The sequence below is a fragment of the Bradyrhizobium sp. USDA 4516 genome (assembly GCF_054055915.1).
The window spans coordinates 4,822,782-4,843,124 of record NZ_JBSRXT010000001.1 but is presented as its reverse complement, the minus strand read 5'-3'; the positions used below and the strand labels follow the sequence as shown (position 1 = coordinate 4,843,124).

At 59.7% G+C, this 20,343-nt stretch carries 18 protein-coding genes and 1 pseudogene; all 19 read right to left on the bottom strand.

The annotated features are described in order from the left end of the window. Nucleotides 1–316 precede the first annotated feature (316 nt). The gene (gene ald / locus ACVI1L_RS22440) at nt 317–1,429 is read right to left on the bottom strand and encodes an alanine dehydrogenase (protein WP_253640854.1); all 1,113 of its coding nucleotides are present in this window, start codon (nt 1,427–1,429) and stop codon (nt 317–319) included. A gap of 401 nt (nt 1,430–1,830) precedes the next feature. Further along, nucleotides 1,831–2,878: pseudogene (gene hypE / locus ACVI1L_RS22435) on the bottom strand (hydrogenase expression/formation protein HypE). After that, nucleotides 2,875–4,017 carry a hydrogenase formation protein HypD gene (hypD, locus tag ACVI1L_RS22430; RefSeq protein WP_456783817.1) on the bottom strand — a complete coding sequence of 381 codons (1,143 nt, stop codon included), beginning with the start codon at nt 4,015–4,017 and terminating at the stop codon, nt 2,875–2,877. Before hypD ends, hypE begins: the two are co-directional and overlap by 4 nt. Next, nucleotides 4,014–4,250 carry a HypC/HybG/HupF family hydrogenase formation chaperone gene (locus ACVI1L_RS22425; RefSeq protein WP_253640857.1) on the bottom strand — a complete coding sequence of 79 codons (237 nt, stop codon included), beginning with the start codon at nt 4,248–4,250 and terminating at the stop codon, nt 4,014–4,016. The genes hypD and ACVI1L_RS22425 overlap by 4 nt, the downstream gene beginning before the upstream one ends. 1 nt (nt 4,251) lies before the next feature. Next, a complete protein-coding gene (gene hypF, locus ACVI1L_RS22420) occupies nt 4,252–6,510 on the bottom strand; it encodes a carbamoyltransferase HypF (RefSeq protein WP_253640858.1) in 2,259 nt (752 codons plus the stop codon). Then, nucleotides 6,507–7,454 (bottom strand): hydrogenase nickel incorporation protein HypB, encoded by a 948-nt coding sequence (hypB, locus tag ACVI1L_RS22415; protein ID WP_253640859.1) that lies wholly within the window; start codon nt 7,452–7,454, stop codon nt 6,507–6,509. The genes hypF and hypB overlap by 4 nt, the downstream gene beginning before the upstream one ends. After that, on the bottom strand, nt 7,454–7,795 hold the full coding sequence (hypA, locus tag ACVI1L_RS22410) for a hydrogenase maturation nickel metallochaperone HypA (RefSeq protein ID WP_253641102.1): 342 nt from the start codon (nt 7,793–7,795) through the stop codon (nt 7,454–7,456). The genes hypB and hypA overlap by 1 nt, the downstream gene beginning before the upstream one ends. Next, nucleotides 7,788–8,882: a hypothetical protein gene (locus tag ACVI1L_RS22405; RefSeq protein ID WP_253640860.1), complete on the bottom strand. Its 1,095-nt coding sequence runs from the start codon at nt 8,880–8,882 to the stop codon at nt 7,788–7,790. Before ACVI1L_RS22405 ends, hypA begins: the two co-directional genes overlap by 8 nt. A gap of 103 nt (nt 8,883–8,985) precedes the next feature. Then, nucleotides 8,986–9,849 (bottom strand): hydrogenase expression/formation protein, encoded by an 864-nt coding sequence (locus ACVI1L_RS22400; RefSeq protein ID WP_253640861.1) that lies wholly within the window; start codon nt 9,847–9,849, stop codon nt 8,986–8,988. Between the two features lie 20 nt (nt 9,850–9,869). Next, on the bottom strand, nt 9,870–10,280 hold the full coding sequence (locus ACVI1L_RS22395; RefSeq protein WP_456783816.1) for a hypothetical protein: 411 nt from the start codon (nt 10,278–10,280) through the stop codon (nt 9,870–9,872). 189 nt (nt 10,281–10,469) lie between these two features. Next, a complete protein-coding gene (locus tag ACVI1L_RS22390) occupies nt 10,470–10,760 on the bottom strand; it encodes a HypC/HybG/HupF family hydrogenase formation chaperone (protein WP_253640863.1) in 291 nt (96 codons plus the stop codon). A 16-nt stretch (nt 10,761–10,776) separates the two neighbouring features. Beyond that, nucleotides 10,777–11,361 (bottom strand): HyaD/HybD family hydrogenase maturation endopeptidase, encoded by a 585-nt coding sequence (locus ACVI1L_RS22385; protein WP_456785586.1) that lies wholly within the window; start codon nt 11,359–11,361, stop codon nt 10,777–10,779. 11 nt (nt 11,362–11,372) lie between these two features. Further along, on the bottom strand, nt 11,373–12,092 hold the full coding sequence (gene cybH / locus ACVI1L_RS22380) for a Ni/Fe-hydrogenase, b-type cytochrome subunit (RefSeq protein WP_253640864.1): 720 nt from the start codon (nt 12,090–12,092) through the stop codon (nt 11,373–11,375). Nucleotides 12,093–12,096: 4 nt separating this feature from the next. Next, the gene (locus tag ACVI1L_RS22375; protein ID WP_456783815.1) at nt 12,097–13,887 is read right to left on the bottom strand and encodes a nickel-dependent hydrogenase large subunit; all 1,791 of its coding nucleotides are present in this window, start codon (nt 13,885–13,887) and stop codon (nt 12,097–12,099) included. 23 nt (nt 13,888–13,910) lie between these two features. Beyond that, nucleotides 13,911–15,002 (bottom strand): hydrogenase small subunit, encoded by a 1,092-nt coding sequence (locus ACVI1L_RS22370; RefSeq protein ID WP_253641104.1) that lies wholly within the window; start codon nt 15,000–15,002, stop codon nt 13,911–13,913. Between the two features lie 819 nt (nt 15,003–15,821). Next, complete coding sequence (locus tag ACVI1L_RS22365; protein WP_253640866.1) at nt 15,822–17,084, bottom strand: serine hydrolase domain-containing protein; 1,263 nt, start codon at nt 17,082–17,084, stop codon at nt 15,822–15,824. A 102-nt stretch (nt 17,085–17,186) separates the two neighbouring features. After that, complete coding sequence (locus tag ACVI1L_RS22360) at nt 17,187–17,867, bottom strand: molybdate ABC transporter permease subunit (RefSeq protein ID WP_253640867.1); 681 nt, start codon at nt 17,865–17,867, stop codon at nt 17,187–17,189. A gap of 730 nt (nt 17,868–18,597) precedes the next feature. Next, complete coding sequence (locus ACVI1L_RS22355; protein WP_456783814.1) at nt 18,598–19,578, bottom strand: PDR/VanB family oxidoreductase; 981 nt, start codon at nt 19,576–19,578, stop codon at nt 18,598–18,600. Nucleotides 19,579–19,588: 10 nt separating this feature from the next. Beyond that, the gene (locus tag ACVI1L_RS22350) at nt 19,589–20,341 is read right to left on the bottom strand and encodes a GntR family transcriptional regulator (protein ID WP_456783813.1); all 753 of its coding nucleotides are present in this window, start codon (nt 20,339–20,341) and stop codon (nt 19,589–19,591) included. Nucleotides 20,342–20,343 lie beyond the last annotated feature (2 nt).

Genomic DNA, 20,343 nt, shown 5'->3' with positions numbered 1-20,343 from the left:
GCGATGGTTCTGCTCACCCGGACAGCGGCAGCGAAGGCACCACGATGTCAATCGGGCGACGTCGTCATCGGCTCAAGCAACGTCTCCATATCGCAACGAGAAAAATCGTCGCGATGGCACCAAATAGAACCGCTCCGGTAATCGAGGGCCCCCTGGCCGAGCCGGCGCACGCAAATGTTCAAATCTCGCAGATTACGGCCGCGCTCGGCGTCGCAAACAAATCTCAGCGAACCGCAGCAGATTGATAGAGCCGAAAAAAAGCCACCCCGGAGGGTGGCCCAAGTCAGGGAGGAAACGCCCGTAGGGGCCTCTGGGATCAGGCTGCAGCCTGCTCGATCGGTGAGAACGGGAGCCCGAGACTGTCGGCCACCGCCTTGTAAGTCAGCCGGCCTCGATAGACGTTGAGGCCTGCACGCAAATGCGGATTTTCCAACACGGCGGAAAACCCCTTATTGGCCAGAGCCAAGCCAAACGGCAGCGTGGCGTTATTTAGTGCCTGGCTCGAGGTCAGCGGCACGGCGCCGGGCATATTGGCCACGCAATAATGAATGATGCCATCCACTTCATAGGTTGGATCGGCGTGAGTGGTTGGGTGCGAAGTCTCAAAACAGCCGCCCTGATCGATAGCGACATCCACGAGCACGGCCCTCTTACGCATCGAGCTCAGCATGCTCCGGCGGATCAGCTTCGGCGCACTCGCACCTGGAACGAGCACGGCACCAATCACAACATCGGCCGCAAATACCTCTTCCTCCACAGCTTCGATGGTCGAAAACCTGGTTCGAACGCGCCCTTCGAATAGCTCATCCAACTCGCGCAACCGAGGTATCGAGCGGTCGATGATACTCACTTCTGCACCCAGACCGGCCGCCATCCGTGCCGCGTGCGTACCAACGACGCCACCACCGATCACCACGATGCGGGCCGGCTGAACACCGGGCACGCCACCGATCAACAGCCCTCGTCCGCCTGCACTGCGCTTTAGGGCGCTACCCGCCGCTTCGACCGCGAGCCTGCCTGCGACCTCGCTCATCGGAGCCAGCAGCGGAAGGCCACCATGCCCATCAGTCACGGTCTCATAAGCGATTGCGGTGCATCCCGATTTTAGAAGCCCCTTGGCCTGCTCCGGGTCCGGCGCCAGATGCAGATAGGTGAACAGGATCTGGCCATCCCGCAGCTGGCTCCATTCGGACGGCTGAGGCTCCTTGACCTTCACAATCATTTCGCTCGATGCGAATACCTCAGCTGCAGAATCCAGAATCGCTGCACCGGCGCTGCGATAATCGTCATCGGTTGCGCCAATGCCAGCGCCGGCATTGGTCTCCATCATTACGCGGTGTCCTGCTGCCGCGTATTCGCGGACGGCTCCAGGGGTCAGGCCCACGCGATATTCGTGTGCCTTGATTTCCTTGGGAACTCCGACCTTCATTTGCAAACTCCCTGCCTAGTGCGCCTTTCTAATTGAAAGAGCGCAGCGATATTGCGACGCAGCAGCCCAAATGGCGCAGGAATTCAGCGATCTTTGACCAGCCGCGCAGGTTTTCGATGCCGAATGGGTTGAGCGACCGTGCTCGCTAAGCTTAACCGTCGTACTCCGCGATAGAGATGACGCGCTTAATCGAATTCTCGGCTCGCGGAAAAGTTAACAACGAATCCAGTCTTGCCGACCTTGTCGAAGAACGAACAACGTAGTCTGCCAGTGAGGCAGGATTTACCCAGAGGCTGGATTGTTTGCCACCGCTGATGGCCAAATGACCATTGATCATCAATCTGATTCCTAGATGCGCACGGTTGACGCCTTCATGCTCGTCGCAAATGGGCGTGGATTGTTCAACAAATCCGAGGCAACTGTTCGCCTGACAACCAATCGACGATCCGTCCGCCGCCGAAACTGGTCGCTATCTGCACAAATTTGTGATCGTCAGCTACCGTCTCGCCGATATCAGCAGCATCGCGTCCGAGCGGATGCGCCTTCATAGCTGCAAGCACTGCATCGGCCAAATCGGGCGTGACGATCGCAACGAGCTTGCCCTCATTGGCGACATGGATCGGATCAAGCCCAAGGAGTTCGCAGGCTGCCGCGACCGCTGGCTTCACCGGAATGGCTGCTTCCCTGTAGACGGAAGCCAAGGCCCGATTGATGCGCAATTTCGTTGAGGGTTGCGGCAAGACCGCCGCGCGTGGGGTCGCGCATCACCCGGATGCCGGCGCCGCCAGCCGCAATCATAACGGCGACAAGGTCATGTAGCGCTGCGGAATCCGACACGATCTCGGTTTGAAACCCGACGTTCTGGCGTTTTGACATGATCGCCACGCCATGGTCGCCAAGGCTGCCCGACACCAACACACGGTCCCCGACCATAGCCTTATCGGCGGAGAGATCGAACCCATGGGCCAGAGCCCCGATTCCGGTCGTGGAGATAAACAGACCATCAGCCTTGCCGCGCTCGACGACCTTAGTGTCCCCCGCAATGATGTAAACGCCCGCGCCGCGCGCTGCCGCGCCCATCGAATCCGCAATCGCCTTCAGATCAGACAGCGGGAACCCCTCCTCAATGATGAAGCTGGCCGACAGATAGAGAGGGCGCGCGCCGGACATCACGACGTCGTTGATCGTCCCGTGCACAGCGAGTGAGCCGATATTGCCGCCAGGAAAGAACAGCGGCGAAACCACATAACCGTCGGTCGTCATCACCATTTTACCCGTCGCAACGTCAAAGGCCGATTGATCATTGCAGCGGGCAAGCCATTCATTACCGAAGGCTCGGTGAAAAAGGCTGTAGATCAGCTGTGCCATGGCTCGTCCCCCGGCCCCATGGGAAAGATCAACGCGTCCGTTCTCGAGATCGAGCTTGCGTTGATAGCCCTGTACGCTCATGACGTTCGCCTCACCTGATCATCGCGAACGCGGCCATATGTCCAATACGCCGCACAGGCGCCTTCCGATGAGACCATGCAGGATCCTATGGGAGTTTCCGGCGTGCAGAGGGTTCCAAACAGCTTGCAATCGACTGGCCGCTTGGCGCCGCGCAGGATGGCGCAGCACTCGCACGCCGGATTGTCGGCGACCCTCAGTTCGTGCATCGCAAAACGCGCCTCCGCGTCGAACCGCGCGTAGGCCCGCTTCAGCTTCAGTCCACTATTTGGTACGAAACCGAGCCCGCGCCATTCGAACTGCTCACGCGGTTCGAATGCCTGCGAGACCTCGTCTTTGGCGCGCCGATTGCCTTCACGCCTCACTGCACGGCTGTATTGGTTCTCCACGTCGTAGCGGTCTTCGTTCACCTGTCGCACCAGCATCAGGATCGCCTGCATCACGTCGAGCGGTTCAAATCCCGCGATCACGATCGGCTTGCCGAATTGTTCCGCCAGGAGCTCGTAAGGCTGCGTCCCGATGATCGTGCTGACATGTGCAGGCCCGACGAAACCGTCGATTGCAGCCCCGCCGATATTGCGGATTTTCGGGTTCTCGAGAATGCTCTGCATCGCAGAGGGTGTAAGCACGTGGTTGCAGAACACGCTAAGGCTCTTCAGCCGCTTCTTCTCGGCTATCCGGATCATCACGGCCGTCGGGGGTGTCGTGGTCTCAAATCCGATGGCAAAGAACACGACCTCGCGGCTCGGCGCCTGTTCGGCGATCCGGATAACGTCGACCGTCGAGTACACCATCCGGATGTCTGCGCCGAGCGCCTTGGCTCGCAACAGGGACCGTCCTTGCGAGCCAGGCGCCCGTATCAGGTCGCCGTAGACGCAAAGGGTGACCTCCGGCCGCTCGACGAGACGAATCGCCATGTCGATCCTGCTGGCAGGTAGGACACAGACCGGACAACCGGGCCCGTGGATCATGCGAATATTCGCGGGCAGCAGATCCTCAAGGCCATAGCGTGATATCGCATGAGTGTGTCCACCGCAGAATTCCATGAACCGATAGGCCTTTTGCGGATCAGCTTCGGCGCTAATCGCACCGGCGAGCCGCTGCGCAAGGGTCTTGTCGCGAAATTCGTCGGCATATTTCATGGCCGGAGTTCCTGCCCTGCGCTGCCTAGCTCCTGCAGGAGCTCCAGCGTGCGCTTGGCTTCTATCGGATCGATCTTGGCCAGCGCGTACCCAACATGGACAAGGACGTGATCACCGACGTCGAGCTCGTCGATAAGAGCAATCGATATCTCCAGGCTAACACCGTCGATGCACACGACGGCCATGTGGTCGGGAAGAAGTTTTACGATCTTTGCCGGAACCGAAAGACACATATCAGATTCTCCGTTCGGTGGCGGACGACTGTCCAGCAATCTGCAAAGCGGCAATCCAGGCTTGGCCAAGGCTCAAACCACCATCGTTGGCCGGCACCCGCTGTGGCACCAGCGGGGTCAGGCCGGCAGCGCAGCACCCGCGCCAGATCTCATCCATCAGTACCGCGTTCTGAAAGCAGCCTCCGCTCAAAACGACGGTATTGACGCCGGTTATCCGCGCGGAGCGCATGACCCAGTCAACGCAGGCAGCGGCGAAGGTGCCATGAAACAGGCCGGCTGCGCCTGCGGCGTCAATGTCGTCCGCAATCAATCGCGCAAACAGCGGACGAAGCGACAGCACGCCACCATCGATCGTCCACCCGGCCTCTAGAATCGCAGTCCGCCGCACTAGCGCCTCGAGCTTGATCGCGGCTTCTCCTTCATAGCTCTGCCAACTCACAATCCCCAGCAGCGCCGCCACCGCGTCGAATAGCCGGCCCGCGCTGGTCGTGCTGGCCCCGCCCGACTGATCGAGCAAGGCCGAGATACATCGAGCTTGCCGTTGCGCTGCAAAGCGCGGCGCGATTTCGTTACCCCGTCCGAGCCAGTGTAGTATCGCGCTCGCCATGCGCCACGGCTCACGGGCTGCGCGATCGCCGCCAGGCATTTGCAGCGGCGCGAGATGCCCGATGCGTCGGCACATCGCGCCTTCGCACAACAATAGCTCGCCACCCCAGTTACCAGCATCCGAGCCAAAGCCATGGCCGTCGAGCACCAGAGCTAGCACCGGTCCTGCATGGCCATGTTCAGCGATCACGGCGGCGGCGTGTGCGTGGTGGTGCTGGACTGCAATCAGCGCGCGGCCGCTTGCTTGCGCAAAGCGGGTGGATGCCATGTCGGGATGCAGATCATGAGCGATGACGACAGGCTCTACGTCAAGGATCGATGTGAGGTGTTGAATCGTCCCCTCGAACACACGGATGCCTTCGGGCGTATTGAGATCGCCAATATGTTGGGAGACGAACGCTTGGTTGTCCCGCGTGATGGTGACGGTCGATTTCAGCGCGCCGCCGACGGCGAGCACGGGCGGCACAGACTGCGCGAGCCGGATCGGTTCGGGAGCATAGCCACGAGCGCGACGAATGAATTGGGAGCGGCCAGCCACCACCGCGACCACGGAGTCATCAGCACGCGTCAAAATATCCCGATCATGGGTCACGACAAGGTCGGCGATCGCCTCGAGTCGGCGCAGCGCCTGCGCGTTGTCGATCAGGAGCGGCTCGCCGCAAGGATTGGCACTGGTGACGACGATGACCGGGCTTGGTTCCGCAATCCACGCTCCTGTCGAGCGAAGCGCATGAAAGATCAGATGATGCAGCGGCGCTACAGGCAACATGACGCCAACGCGAGACAAGCCGGGCGCTATGGCGGGCGCTAGACATTTGCGCGAAGTTAAAAGCACAATGGGCCGCGCTGCGGATTCGAGCAGCGCGAGCTCGAGAGCGTTCGCTTCCGCGATCTCGTTGACGCACTCTATGGAACCGAGCATAACTGCAAACGGTTTCTGACGGCGCTGCTTTCTGCTGCGCAGGCGCTGCACAGCGTCCTCGTTACGGGCATCGCAAAGGAGCTGGTAGCCGCCGAGACCCTTTATGGCTATGACTTGACCGCCTGCGATTGCAGCGACAATGGCGTTGATCCCATGGCTAAGCCGAGGGCCGCATTCTGGACACGCGATCGCCTCCGCATGAAACCTGCGGCTCGCCGGATCCGCATATTCGGCCGTGCAGGCGGCGCACAGCCTAAACGCCTTCATCACCGTGTTGTGGCGATCGTATGGGAGCCGCCCGGCAATAGTGTAGCGTGGACCACAATGGGAACAACTAATGAAGGGATAAAGGTAGTGGCGATTCTGTGGATCGAACAGCTCGCTGAGGCATTGCGCGCAGGTCGCGGCGTCGGCGATGATGTGCGTTGACAATTTTCCGCCTTCGCTCGCGCCGATCGAAAATTTTTCTGTCGCGAGCGCCGCTGTCTCCTGAACGCAGATGTGGTCGATGCGCGCCAACGGAGGCGCCTCGAGCGGCAATGTGGCAAGAAATTCTGACGCACGGCCACCTTCGACTTCGATTGTGACGCCCTCCGGGCCGTTGGCGACAAATCCTGCCAATCCGTACCGCGTAGCGAGGCCATAGACGTAAGGACGAAAGCCGACCCCTTGCACCGCTCCGCTCACGCGCACGCGCAGTCGTGTTCGGTCGCAAATGGTTGCGGCGCTCATCGCCTGGCGTCCTCTACGGCCTGCCTTTGGTGGACCACCTTTCTATCGATCCAAGCGTAGAGCGCGTCAAAACCCTCGCCGGTACGGGCCGAGACCGTAAGCACTTCGATCTTTGGATTGGCGCGTCTGGCATATCCAATGGTCTTGTCCAGATCGCACTCAAGCAGTGAGGCCAGATCGATCTTGTTGATCACCATGAGTGAAGAAGCCGCGAACATATCGGGATATTTCAGCGGCTTGTCTTCACCTTCGGTCATCGACAACACAACGATCTTGCAGGCCTCGCCAAGATCGAAGGCCGCGGGACAGACCAGGTTACCGACGTTCTCGATGAAGAGAATACCGCGCGTGAGCCGCGGCAAGCGGCGATAAGCCTCGCCAATCATTGCAGCATCGAGATGGCACCCCTTACCCGTATTGACTTGAATAGCTGGCACGCCGGCCGCTCGAATGCGTTCGGCATCGTTTGAGGTCTGCTGATCGCCCTCGATGACGCCGGTCGGATAGCTGAGCTTGAGCTCGGATACGGCGCGGACGAGCAGCGAGGTTTTGCCAGCACCGGGACTCGACATAAGATTAAATACCACCAGTTCATCGGCCGCGAAGAGCGTCCGGTTGTCGGCGGCGATCGCATTGTTCTTGCCGAGGATGTCACGCTCGACCCGAATGATGCGTTCGCGGCTCGCGCCCTTGACCTTCGATCCAGCTGGGCCGGCGCTGCAGCTCAGAAGCGCTTGCCGACCATCACTCTGATAATGTTCGTGATCATGACTGTGGCGGGCATGGGATGAATTCTGCACGCTCTCGTCGCCGTGAAAATGTACGTCATGGCGCCCGCAATCGTCCTGACTATGAGGATAGCAACGGCCTTGGCTCTCCGGATCACGTGCTCCGGCAAGTTCGATCGAAGACGTCGCTTGGCTGCAACCGCAAACGGTACACATCAATCGATCTCCAGTTCTTTCACTCGCATCTGCTCGCCGCCCGTTACTTGCAACTGATAGCTGCCGCAGCAAGGACAGGGGTCACCGCGGCGAGCAATTTCCACACTGTTAGAACAGCTCATGCACCAGGCGACACCCGGAAGTTCGAGGATCTCAAGAGCTGCCCCCTCGGCAATCGTTCGCGTCGCAACGACAGCAAAGCAGAACCTGATCGCATCAGGCGCGATATGGCTGAGCGCCCCGATTTCCAGACAGATGCTCCGCACCCGCGACAACGATCGCTGACGCATCTCCTCCTCGACGATTTGGATGATGCCCAGACAAATCGCCATTTCATGCATCGTCAACTTTGCGAAACCTGAGTGTGAATCCGACACAGGGATCAAGCGATTCAATCACCGCACGAACCGCTTTCTGATGCCGTCTCGCCCTCAGCACCACGCCGTGCAGGTTCCGGACAACCGGTCCGCTCCTATGGAAATTCCATTCCGTCGGAGCAAGAAATTCGAAGCGGTATATCTGGCCCCAAGGATCAAGCTCAACCGCGTGATAGAGCCTGCCCCTGGCGCATTCGACCGCGGTCGCGGCGCGTCCAGAACCCAACCGGTAGCTTTCGATGATCCCAGGCTCCGCTGAGTCAATATGAGCGCCGGAATTGAGCCAATCGCAGAGCCGAACGATTTCTGCAATTCTGGCCTTCAGCCGCTCGACCGCACCCGACCGACCCAGCCAGAGCCGATCACGCGTCATTTGGCGTGCCCATGGACCCGTCTCGGGCGCACGCCCCCCAAGGTCGGGACAATGACAAAATGTCGGGTCATCACCGAGCAGCCGTTCAATGATGTTGCGGTCGTCGGCAACGGACAGGAACGAGTGCGCGATCCGGATCGATTTCAGGTCGATCTCGTCCAGCGCGGCTATGCGAATTGCCAATGGGCTGCAGGGCCTGGGCGCGCCATCTCCGTTCGGCATGCCGATCGCGGCCAGCCCAGCCACAATTCTTGCCGTCGCTTCGCGTCGAGCAGGACCGCAGGCCGGTTGTCCGCTACCGATAAGTGCTGACATTCCCTGCATCACGGAGCGAATAGCCGCGGCACTGGCGGTGTCCTGGGCAAGATGTCCGACCAAGAGACCCCGCAGCAATTCCGCGATGCGCTCGGCAACGACCAGCGCAACACGATGCTGCCTTGTCGTGGGGCTGATCGCTTCGTCGCGCGCCGTCTCGATCGCAGACAGAAGCGCGGTTTGCTGCGCAACGGCACACAATGCGAAGAGCCGCGGGATCTGTTTGAGCAGCGACGAGGCCGGTTTGCCGACGAACAGCCGCGCCAGCGGTGGCCGGGCTCGCGGTAGGATCTCGACCGCGGCAATTACGTCGGCAGCAAGCCAGACCGTGACATCGATTTTATTGCGGATCGCGAAGCTCATATGCACCGCTGCGTCATTAGCTCGCGCGGAACGGCAGCCGCGCTGCCTGCGCTGTCTACGCTGTCTGCGAGATCCCACTGAATTTCGAATATCTTTAAGTTCTTCATGTGAGGTACGCCTCCATAATTTCCTGCAGGCGCCCGGCGGAGTCCTCGAAATCCTCGTCAGCAGCCAAGGCAACGATCGGCACGTCTCCGACCTCCACCGTATCGAGGATGACGTCGTCCAAAGAATTGAAGTACTGCACCGACCAGACGTTCCTCACTCCTGTCGCCTGCACGCGGCATGTGCCGTAACCGCGGAAGATGAGCTGGACCGGACCATGGCCCAAACTTTGCTGCAGGAACGTCATGTCCACAGCACTCATCGGCAGCAACGTCAGATTGATAACATGCGCCCGCATGCCCGACCGCCACACACGCGCCCGCGCGCGTATTTCCGCAAGCACCGCGAGCACGTTCATGGCGCCGTCCGGCGCCGCGCCGATCGGAAAGTCGGCAGACGTCAACTCAGTTGCGGCGCGCTGCACAATCTGCGGGATTGCCCCAACCTCGACATATTCGTGCGCCGATTCGGCCCCGATACGCACGCGCCAGATTCCCGCAAGGACCGCCTCCCGGAGTTGCGCAAAGGAGCCATCTGGCAGCGCAACCACGCCGGCGACCTCGCCCTCCCCGAGCACCTCGCCAATCAGCTTGCGCTCGAGCTTGCTGAGATTGGCGAGTCCGTACAGTTGCGTCCGAGTGCTCTGCCTCTGGCCGCGAGCGGCAGCGGCGACATTAGACAACAGCACCGTGACATTCGGATAGTTCCTTGCAAGCTCGTTGCCGTCGCGCCGAGCGCGCTTGGCTACCGCCTCCATAGTCGTGAGCCCGCTATGGAATACATCGAGACTTTCCGTGCCCGTGGCAGACTTGCTCACCACCTGCTCGGCGTCCTCGGATACGACGCGGACCGCTGTCTTCATGATACGATGTCCCGTTGGATCTATCGGGAGGCATAGCCGGCACAAATGCTACCCGCGTACAGCCAAATGATCGGTACGACGATGCGGTCGATCCTGACCAAACGGTCCAGACGCCTGCCGATCAGGCAGAGCGTATCGTGCCGATGGCACAAAATTGGCGTCAATCGACGACGCGGGCCGAGTCTTCCGACCAGCTTTCCAGCCAACGCATGCGCAGGCCCTGTGCTTTGCACGCAACGCCGAAAAGCCTTGATCAATTCAGGAAGGGATAATGCGAGATGGACGGCCCGGAGCGAATGTACGGCATCGACCGCCAGCGGCACTTCCGGCGTGCTCGCGGAAGCGTGCGTGACGAGGCGTGCATCCGCGCCAACGCTCTCTACCTCGGACGGACAGGGTGCCAGATCATGCCGCGCCAGCTTGAATTTCATCAGACTCCTTTCTGATAGTTCTTGGTTTGAGCTAGGTGAGATGTAGCAAGGCACGTGCCAATCGTCGTCTCGCTGTGGGGGAGACCGGAATCAATGGCTCGAAGCATTTTGATCTTTCCATGCAGAAGGTGCGCGCGATCGATCGATTTGCGGGCAGGCGTAGTCACCGCAACATCCGCAGCAGAACCGCTAACGTAGGTGTTCGGGCAATTGCGGCTCACGGCCGACCAGGTCTGCAAAGAAGGGATCGCAGTCCTGGCCGTTACGGCTGGCGTCAAGCCCGTCGAGAGCTTCCGAGATCAGTCTTGCTTCATCCTCATCCAAGAGTCGCACGGCGCTGTCGATATGAACGAGCACCCTGGCGCCGACCGGGGCGCCGTAGAGCAGCATGACCGAGACACGCCGCTGTTCGTTGCGATACTCACAAAGTGCCGTGATGTCGTCCGTCTCAACAATCGTCATTGGCAAGCCGAGGCACATGATCAATCGCGGGCCGCTAGATTGGCTGCGCTCCCATCTCATAACTTGCATGGTCGATATTGTTCGCCAACAGCCGTTCTGATGCGGGCAGCGGCGTCGTTCGCGGTGTGGCCGGCGAGCCCCACTGCGCCAGGAGTTTGCAAGCCAGTTCGATCGCCGGCGCAATCTGGAAGCGCACCGGAGCTGTCAGCGGACCGCCCCAATGCTCCAGGTCCAGCGCCTGACATCCGATGAGAGCGAGGTCTCGCGGGCAGCGGCCAAGCAGATCGGCCGCACTCAAGACCTCCTGAAAACCGGTCTGATGTAGGCTTATCTTATTGGCGCCAGCAAATTTTGGCACCTCGGCATCCCGCATGAGCTTCAACTGTCCGGGCGGGAGTGCAAAGTCGATGGCATCGAACACGATCATGCAATCGGCCTGCTCAAGATAACTTACCAGGTAGAGCCCCTGCGTGCCGCCATCAAGGATGGTGACATTGTCAGCGACTACATAGCGGCGATAGAACTCCTCTACCGCCCGCACGCCGAACCCCTCATCGGCCCACAGGATATTACCGATGCCAAGCACAAGGATCCGTTGCTTGTTCTCCGGAACTAGTATCCGCTTGCCATTCAATCGCGTAACTCGCGCTCACCCGAAATCATCGAGGAGATGCTCCGGCGCGACATGATGTCCTCCCGGATCACCGCGTAGATGTGAACCAGCACAAAGACCACGATCACCCACAGACCGAGATGATGCCAGGTATGGACGTCCTGGCTATTTGGCCAGATTGAAAACACCCACCCGAACAGCCTGTCCTGCCAACTGTCGCTACCGGCGCCCTGCCCATAAAGTGCAAAACCTGTGACGATCATGAAGGTGATCGTTTGCGTAAACATAAGGAACATTGCGAGCTGAGCCAGGCGGTTGTGCCCGACGCGTCTGTCGGGCTCAACTGCAAGGAACGCGTACCAGCGAATCTCGTGGTGCACCTCGCGCCAAAAGCACCCGCGCCAGAGCGGAACACAAAAGATCTGCATGGCATGTCGATTTCCAATCAGGGCCGAGTAAATACGCAGAAGAAAGCCGACGCTGAGCACATATCCCGCAGAGAAATGCGCAAATCGGATATAACCGAACAGGTAATTGCCGCTTGCCTGTCCCGACATCGCCGGCGTCCCCGTTCCAATCAGATAGCCGGTCAAGGCCAGCATCAGAATGGCCGCCGCATTGACCCAGTGCCACAGTCGCACCGGCGCCTCATAAACGTAGGCGCCGCGACGGCCGATGCCGCGCTCGGTCGGTGCCGCATCGACGGCAGCGGGGGGCTGCGGAGCGTTGTTCAGCATGTCCCTAACGAACATTGACTGAAGCCATCTCTTGGCCGTCAAGACTCATCACATGGGTCGAGCACGCCAGGCACGGGTCAAAGGAATGGATCGTACGCAAGATCTCCAGGGGGCGCAGCGGATCGGCCAACGGGGTGCCGATCAGGGAGGCTTCAAAGGCGCCAATATTGCCCTTGGGATCGCGAGGAGATCCGTTCCATGTCGTCGGTACGACACATTGATAGTTGTCGATCTTCGTGTCCTTGATCTTGATCCAGTGCCCAAGCGCACCGCGCGGCGCCTCAGTGAAACCGTAGCCCATGGCCTCCTTGGGCCAGCTTTCCGGCTTCCATCTTGCGACATTTGCAGTTGCCGTATTGCCTGCCTTAATATGGACGACCAACTTATCCTGGAAATAACGCAGCTGATGCGCCGCCCACTGGCATTCGAGTGCCCGCGCCGCGGTACGGCCAAGCGTCGAGAACATCGCCGTCAGGGGAAGATTGAGTCCCTTGAGCAGTCTGTCGGTCGGCTCCTTGAACTCGGCTTTGCCCTGCGCATAACCGATGATGTATCGCGCCAAAGGTCCGACTTCGACGGCGTGGCCGCGCCAGCGCGGCGCTTTGATCCACGAATACTTGCCACCTTCGTCGAGTTCCTCGATATCTGTCTTGCTCCCCTTGACTTTTGACCCGAGCTCGAAACTCGGTTCGGTGATGCCATCCCATGGATGCAGTCCACAGCAATCGCGCGGGTACTTATACCACGAGTGCGTGACGAACTCCTGGATCTGGTCCGGATCGCTATGGTCGATCGGCAATATCTCCTCGAGATTGCCATCAAGAATGACGCCGCGTGGCAGCTTGAGATTGTTCGCAGAACAGTCGTTGGCGTTTTCGAGGATGTCGCCATAGGACATTACGCTTTTGCTTGAAAGTCCGCCACCATGTAGCCAATCCTTATAGAACGAGCCGATCATTGCGACGTCGGGCAGATAGACCTGCTCGACAAACTCGATCGAACGGTCGATGATCGAGGATACGAGATTAAGTCGCTCCATGTTGATCGCACCCACCGCACCAGTTGCGTCGATGTTGATCGCGCAGGGCACGCCGCCGACCAGCCAGTTCGGATGGGGATTTTTGCCCCCATAGACGGCCTGGATTTTGACGATCTCTTTCTGGAAGTCGAGCGCTTCCAGATAATGCGCCACGGCCATCAGGTTCGCCTCCGCTGGCAGCTTGTAGGCCGGATGCCCCCAATAGCCGTTCTTGAAGGGACCTAGTTGCCCTGATCCGAAAAATTTAGTCAGCCTGATCTGCAAATCCTTAAAATAGCTAGGGGATGACAACGGCCACGGCGAGATGGACTGCGCCAGCGCGGAGGTGGTCTTGGGGTCGGCCTTGAGCGCGGATACCACGTCGACCCAATCGAGCGCGTGCAGATGGTAGAAATGCACGAGATGATCATGCACGAGCAAGCACAGCTGCATGATGTTTCGGATCGAATTGGCATTCTCCGGAATCGTGATCCCTAGCGCATTCTCAACCGCGCGCACGGAGGTCAGCGCATGGGTGCCGGTGCAGACACCGCAAATCCGCTCAGTAAACGCCCAGGCGTCGCGCGGATCACGTCCGCGCAAGATGACTTCGATGCCACGCCACATCGTCCCGCTCGAAACCGCATTGCGGATCACGTTGTCGGAATCGACATTGGCTTCGACACGCAGGTGGCCTTCGATCCGCGTCAGCGGATCGATGACGATTCGCTTGCCGGAGCGATCGAGATTGAACCCTTTTGGTATCTGTCCGGCCACCGTCGTCCTCTTCTCAATTCCGCTTATTTTTGTGAGGCTGTGCGATCCGGCTTGTTGGTCAACCGCTTCACGGCAGTGACCGCCGCATGGGCGGCGACGGACAGCCCAACTACCCCTGCAGCAGCCATACCAATCTGATCGGCGTTCTTCTCAATGCCGAACTGCTTGATGGTCGTGAGTCGGTCGTAAAATGAACCTCTGTCCCAAAAGCCGTCTTCGGAGCAACTGAGGCAGCCGTGGCCGGATTGAATTGGAAATGAAACACCGCCGTTCCAGCGAAGGGCCGAACAGGCATTGTAGGTGGTTGGCCCCTTGCAGCCCATCTTGTAGAGGCAATAACCCTTGCGTGCGCACTCATCGTCCCACTCTTCGACGAATTGGCCGGCGTCGAAATGGGAACGTCGATAGCATTTGTCGTGAATGCGCTCGGAATAAAACATCTTTGGGCGCCCTTGGCGATCGAGCTCCGGAAGCTTTCCGAACGTGGTGATGAAAGTCACCAAGCCGCTCATGACCTCTGCGATAGGCGGACACCCGGGTACCTTGATGATCGGCTTGTTCTTGATCACCTGATCGATCGGCGCCGCGCCCGTCGGATTGGGTCTGGCCGCCTGCACGCACCCCCAGGACGCACACGTGCCCCAAGCGACGATCGCCATCGACTCTTCCGCCATCGACCTGAGCTTTTCAACGAACGGCTTGCCGCCGTCAATGCAGAACATGCCCCCCTGCTTCAGCGGCGGATTACCTTCGACCGCAAGCACATACTTGCCTTTATACTTGGCGCGGGCTTCCTCCAGGATGGCTTCAGCCTGGTGTCCAGCCGCCGCCATGATCGTATCGTCATAGTCGAGCGAAATCATTGACAGCAGCGTGTCTTTGATCAACGGATGGGCCGAGCGGATAAAGCTTTCCGAGCAGCAGGTGCACTCGAGCCCGTGCAGCCAGATGACGGGTACGCGCGGTTTGGTCTCCAGGGCGTCGGCAATAGTGCTTGCGGCAAGCGGACCAAGTCCGAAGCTGGCGGCCGTCAAACTGCAGAATTTATGGAAACTACGACGCGTGATGCCCTGACGTCTGATCACGCTGTAAAGCGTCTCCGTTGCCCCGCTCATGAAGCCTTCCATGTGAGTCGTCGTCGGCCGACCGAACTGCTAGCGCAGCAGCAAGAAACAGGCCATCGGAACCCAACGCTTGACTGGGCGCCAAGCCAGCCTTTCGACTCTTGCCCTATCGGCGAGCCGGCCAGCAAGCCCCAGGCTCGCGCCGTTGAGCCATGTCACGCCAGTGATGTCGGGCTTTGAACGTCGATGTGAGAACTTCAACAGAGCAGCACAATTATTTGCCAATCCAGGGCGACCACGTCATACCGGCTTTTGCACAATCGGAACAAGCGCGCGCATACCGCTTCTTGAACGAGTTGGTGACAGAACGAGTTGGTGCAGTTGACGGGCACCGTCCATCTCAATCAGACTTGCTCTCCGCGGGGCAAATGGGGTTCGATCCGCGTCGTAGTCCGACTGCGGAAACACGCCAAAGTGGCCGGCCCAGCGCCGAACAGAACGCGATGCCGAGCCGCGCAGCGCACATGCTTTGATTTGCGAGGCGGATCGATCTGATCTGTCTGTCATTCAGTGTGGCTGCCGCACGGCATTACCAAGGGATCGGACGCGACGGTCTGGATGTTCTAAAGCGACATCTAGGAGAGCATCGCGCGAGCCAATCGACGGCAAGCCGCGGTCCTCTTAGCATATCGCGACACCGCACTCGCCTACGAGAGTCTCTTCGCGATGCCGGAAGCGTCACGTTCGTTCCTAGCATCGGCGCAATCCGGCCGAGGATAGCCGTTCCGGCGCTGAGTTCAGTCATCGGTGTCCAGCGGCAACGCCGGTTTCCAACCACCCAAAACTGTCGTCGGGTCAACGCCGGGCGAATTATCGAGTTATTCCAGCATAGACGATGTACTGGACTTGTTCGCGATAGTACTTGCGGATTTCTCCGGGCGCGGCCGTTCCGACCACCACGATCAGACGCTCCTTCGGGTCGCAGAAAAATTGTGTTCCGTAAGCGCCGGTCCAGGTGAACTCACCTGGATTGCCCGGAACCGCCGAGATACCCTCGCTTATGCGCACAGCCACTCCGAGTCCGAAGCCGAAGCCGGCGCGATGCGCCTCCACATTGGCAATCTTATTCTTGATCTCCGGCCCGAGGTGGTTGGAGATCATGTGGCGCACCGTCTTCGGGCCGAGAATGCGCTGCCCATCGAGCTCCCCGCCGTTTAGCAGCATTTGCCCGAAGCGCACATAGTCACCGACTGTCGCAAACGCGCAGGCCCCTCCGCAGTCAAACAGTGTCGGACTTTCGAGGAGCTCGATCTCTTGTTGCTTTCCAGTCAGCGGGTCGTCTGGAAACGGATGCGCGAGGCGCTCGCGTTGTGATGTGGACAAATGGAAAGTGGCATCCTGCATCCCGATCGGCTTCCACAAGTTGCTGGCAAGATAGTCGCCCAATCGTTGTCCGCTGACCTGTTCCACCACAGCTCCGAGCACGTCGGTCGAGAAGCCGTATTCGAATTCCGTCCCCGGTTGGTGCGCTAGCGGCAACTTGGTAATGGCCTGGATGAACGCCTGCTTGTCACCCTTTAGCGGCGGGGCTGCAAAATCCGGGTAGAGACGCGCCACTTGGTCTGGGCTATCTGGAGGCGCGCCATAGGTGAGACCTGATGTGTGCCGATAAAGATCGTGGATGTAGATCGGAGAACTCTGCGCTTGATACATTAACGAACCGTCAGGCCGTGGCACCGCGACCTTCATGTTTGCGAATTCCGGGTAATAGTCCGTAAGCCTGCCCTGTAGAGGCAGGCGACCTTGCTCCATGAGGGTGAGCCCGGCAACGGCCACCATCGGCTTGGTCATAGATGCAAGCGCGAACATCGCATCGAGGCGCATCGACGATCCTTTTGCAGGATCAAGTTGGCCATACGCCTTGTAATGAATCAGCTTGCCGTCTCGGGCGATTGCAACCACCGCGCCCGGCACGCGCTTGCTTTCGATCTCACGATCGAAGAACTCATCTAGCTTGGCAAGGCGTTGCTGAGAAACTCCGACGTCATCGGCCATGGCCTCGGGCAGAGGCGCTGAATGTACTGAATTGAAGCTGATTCCAGCAACCACTGCGGTCATAACAAGCTTGTTCATTCTATCCTCGCCAATAGACGGAGCTGGCTTGCGCTGTTCCAGCTCTGGCATGTCTGGTCTGACGAGCCGAAAGCCACTCGGTCCGGTCTGGCGCGCCTGCGCTCATGTGCTTCTCCTGGCACAGCGTCTGTCGAGGAGAGCTAAGGTGAAGATGACCGCAAAAGCAAACATCACCATACCGCCCGCAACCACACCCGCCTCGCGCCAGCGTGATGCTTGGACGTAGTCTATGACGTAGGCTGACAACACCTTGGTGCGCCCAGGAATATTGCCGCCGATCATCATCACGACGCCGAATGTGCCGATCGTATGAGCAAAGCCAATTACAGCGGCTTTGACAAACTCCAATCGTGCCAGCGGCAAACCGATGGTAATGAAGGCATACAACGGAGAAACCCGCGCCGCAGCTTCCAGCGGAGGGTCGCCCATCGCGACAAAGGCGTTGCGGATCGGCTGCACCACCAAAGGCAGCGCCGAGAGCACCGATCCGACTACGATTCCTGCGAAGGTAAAGGCGAGCGAGCGCTCGCCCCAGAAAGAAGCGAGAAGCCCCCCCGGTCCGCCGGGGCCGAGCAGCACGAGGACACAGAAACCGAGTGCCGTCGGCGGCAGCACCAGCAGTAGCGTGATGATCGCTGCCACCGCCTCGCGCAAAACAGTATGTGAACACGCTAGCCACCACGCGAGCGGCGCGCCAATCACCAGGAGGATCATGGTCGTCACGCTGGCGAGCTCGATCGTAAGCGCAACGGATTGCCAAATCTCTGCCGAAAACGCATCCATAGGCTTCAGCGCCCCAGTGAGAGACGGTCGCTGTCTCTAGGCAGTGATCGTGTGCACATCCGGCGCGCCGAGGTATGGAACGCGCAGCGCCTCTTAGTGGTGCAGACCTTCGCGGCGGCCACCACATTGACGCGCGTCGTTTTCGCGAGCAAGAGCAGCGTCGCAAACTTCATAGGAAACTCCTGTCACGGGCCGCTTCGACTGGTCTTGACGGCGGCAGCTCCTCGCTCGTCATCCAGCAATACCTGTGCCGCTTGCGCAATGTGGTGCACCACCCTAGGCTCGACGTGAGAAAATACGCACAGACGACGAGTCCGCCGTGGAGTGGATCTTGCGCTCTGTCAGGTTTCCGGCATCTTTGTTCCCGAGCAGACAGCGACGGCACAATGATGCGGCAGGGTTTGCCCCCGCCTAGGGTTTGTTATTGGATCTTACGGCGCTTCATGATCACTCGACGCGCCCCTTAAGTGGATTCTGTTTCGAAAATTGCCCCGGTCGTTTAGAGTTCGCTCGAACGCGGGCGCGGCTGAGCGCAAGCACAACCCGCCACAGTGCCATTTACGATAATGGACGCGGCTGGTAGCAAGGGTATCGGAATTCATGCCTTGCTGGACATGGCCGCAAAGGACCTCCAAGCAGCGACGCCTTTATCCGGTAATCATGTGCGCACCGTGATATACGCGACATGCAGCTAGTTGTGAGGGAGGCACCGAAAACGGTTTGCAGCGACCTACAGAGCTTCCGGGCGGTGCCGTATATCGACCGTGATAGTGCCCCGGGCGCGGGAGACACATGCACAGATCTTTTCGTTCGCGCGTTTCTGCGGCTCGCTGAAGAAGACGTCACGATGATCAAGCTCACCGTCGATCTTGATGATGTCGATGGCGCAAACACCACACTCGCCGCGCCGGCAATCCGCAATCACCTCGCAACCGGATTCATTGAGTACGTCCAGCAGCGAGCGATCACTCGGAATTTCGATTTCGAGGTTCCGATCGACAAAGCGAACCCGAAATCCTTCAGTCGGCAGCGAGCCGCTCGACCCGAAGGTTTCGTAGCGCAGGTCGGACACCGTTCGTCCTGCGCTATCCCAGGCCCGGCGCGCGGCATCGAGCATCCGCATCGGACCACACAACATGGTCAAGGCGTCAGGCGGCAGCGAGGCGAACAGATTATCGAAATTGAGCCGGCGCTCCTCATTGCCTGCATGGACAATAAGCCGCTCGTTCAGCAAGGGGGCGAGGACATCCAAATAGGCGGCTTGCTCGCGGGAGGGCACAGCATAATGCAGCGTGAAATCGGCATCGCGACGGGCGAGCGCCTGAGCTGCCCCAACCAGTGGCGTAATGCCGATGCCGCCCGCAATCAGGCAGTAGTGCCGGCGCGCCCAGTCGATCTGCAGCAACGAGGCAGGCAATGTGATGCTCAGCCGCGCACCCGGCGCAAGGGACCACATGTACCGCGAGCCGCCGCGGGTGTCCTCGGCGCGGCGCACCGCGATACGATAGCCGCCTCGGTCGGCTTCGCCGACCAGCGAGTAAGACCGCGTCTCTGGGCGCCCATCGATAGTGACAGCGACATTGATATGGCTGCCGACCGGATAGGTCGCGCCATCAAAGCTTTCCGGTCTGATTAGCAACTCGCGGATCGAAGGCGTCAGATCGCGCGTCGCGACAAGGGTTGCCGGTATCCAGCTTTCAATGAACCGCATGCAGATTCCTTTACTCGCCTGCCATCCTGATAAGCGCCAGCCCCGGCAGTAGGTCAAAATGCGTCTTGTTCTGGAGCACAAAGCGCAAATTGCGCGCCGCCACTCGCGCATGCTCGCGCATGATCGCCTCAGCGCGCGCACCTTCGCGGTTTTCGATTGCGTCGATCACGACGCGGTGTTGATCTTGCGCAATCATGAGCGTGTCGCGCGCATCCGGCAGTGTCGATTGGGTCACCACAAAGCCGCTCGGGGAGGCAAAGGGCAGCGCGGAGGCGCGATCCACCTGCCGGATCAAGGGCGGGGTACGCGACAATTCGGTCAACATGGCGTGAAAGCGCGCATTGAGCGCAACGTACGAGGAGAAAGCGTCGACGGAGATTGGATCCTGCCGCACCACGCCGTCGATCTCGTCAAGGCATCGTTTCAGAGGCTCGAGATCACGCGACGAAGCACCGCGCTCGGCTGCAAAACGAGCGGCCAGACCTTCGAGCGTGCCACGCAGTTCGATCGAATCCAGGACATCTCGCTCGGAGAACGCCTTCACCATGAAGCCGCCAGAAGGAAGCGCTTCCAGAAGTCCTTCCTCTTCGAGGCGGACCAATGCCATTCGCACCGGGGTGCGCGAAGCGCCGGTCGTTTCAACAGCCTGCAATTCGGAGATCCGCTCCCCCGGCCGCAAATCTCCGGAGAGGATCAGATCGCGCAAGCTGAGCTGGGCGCGTACAGTTTGTGAGACGGAGCGATCGCCTTCGCGCTCGGTCATGC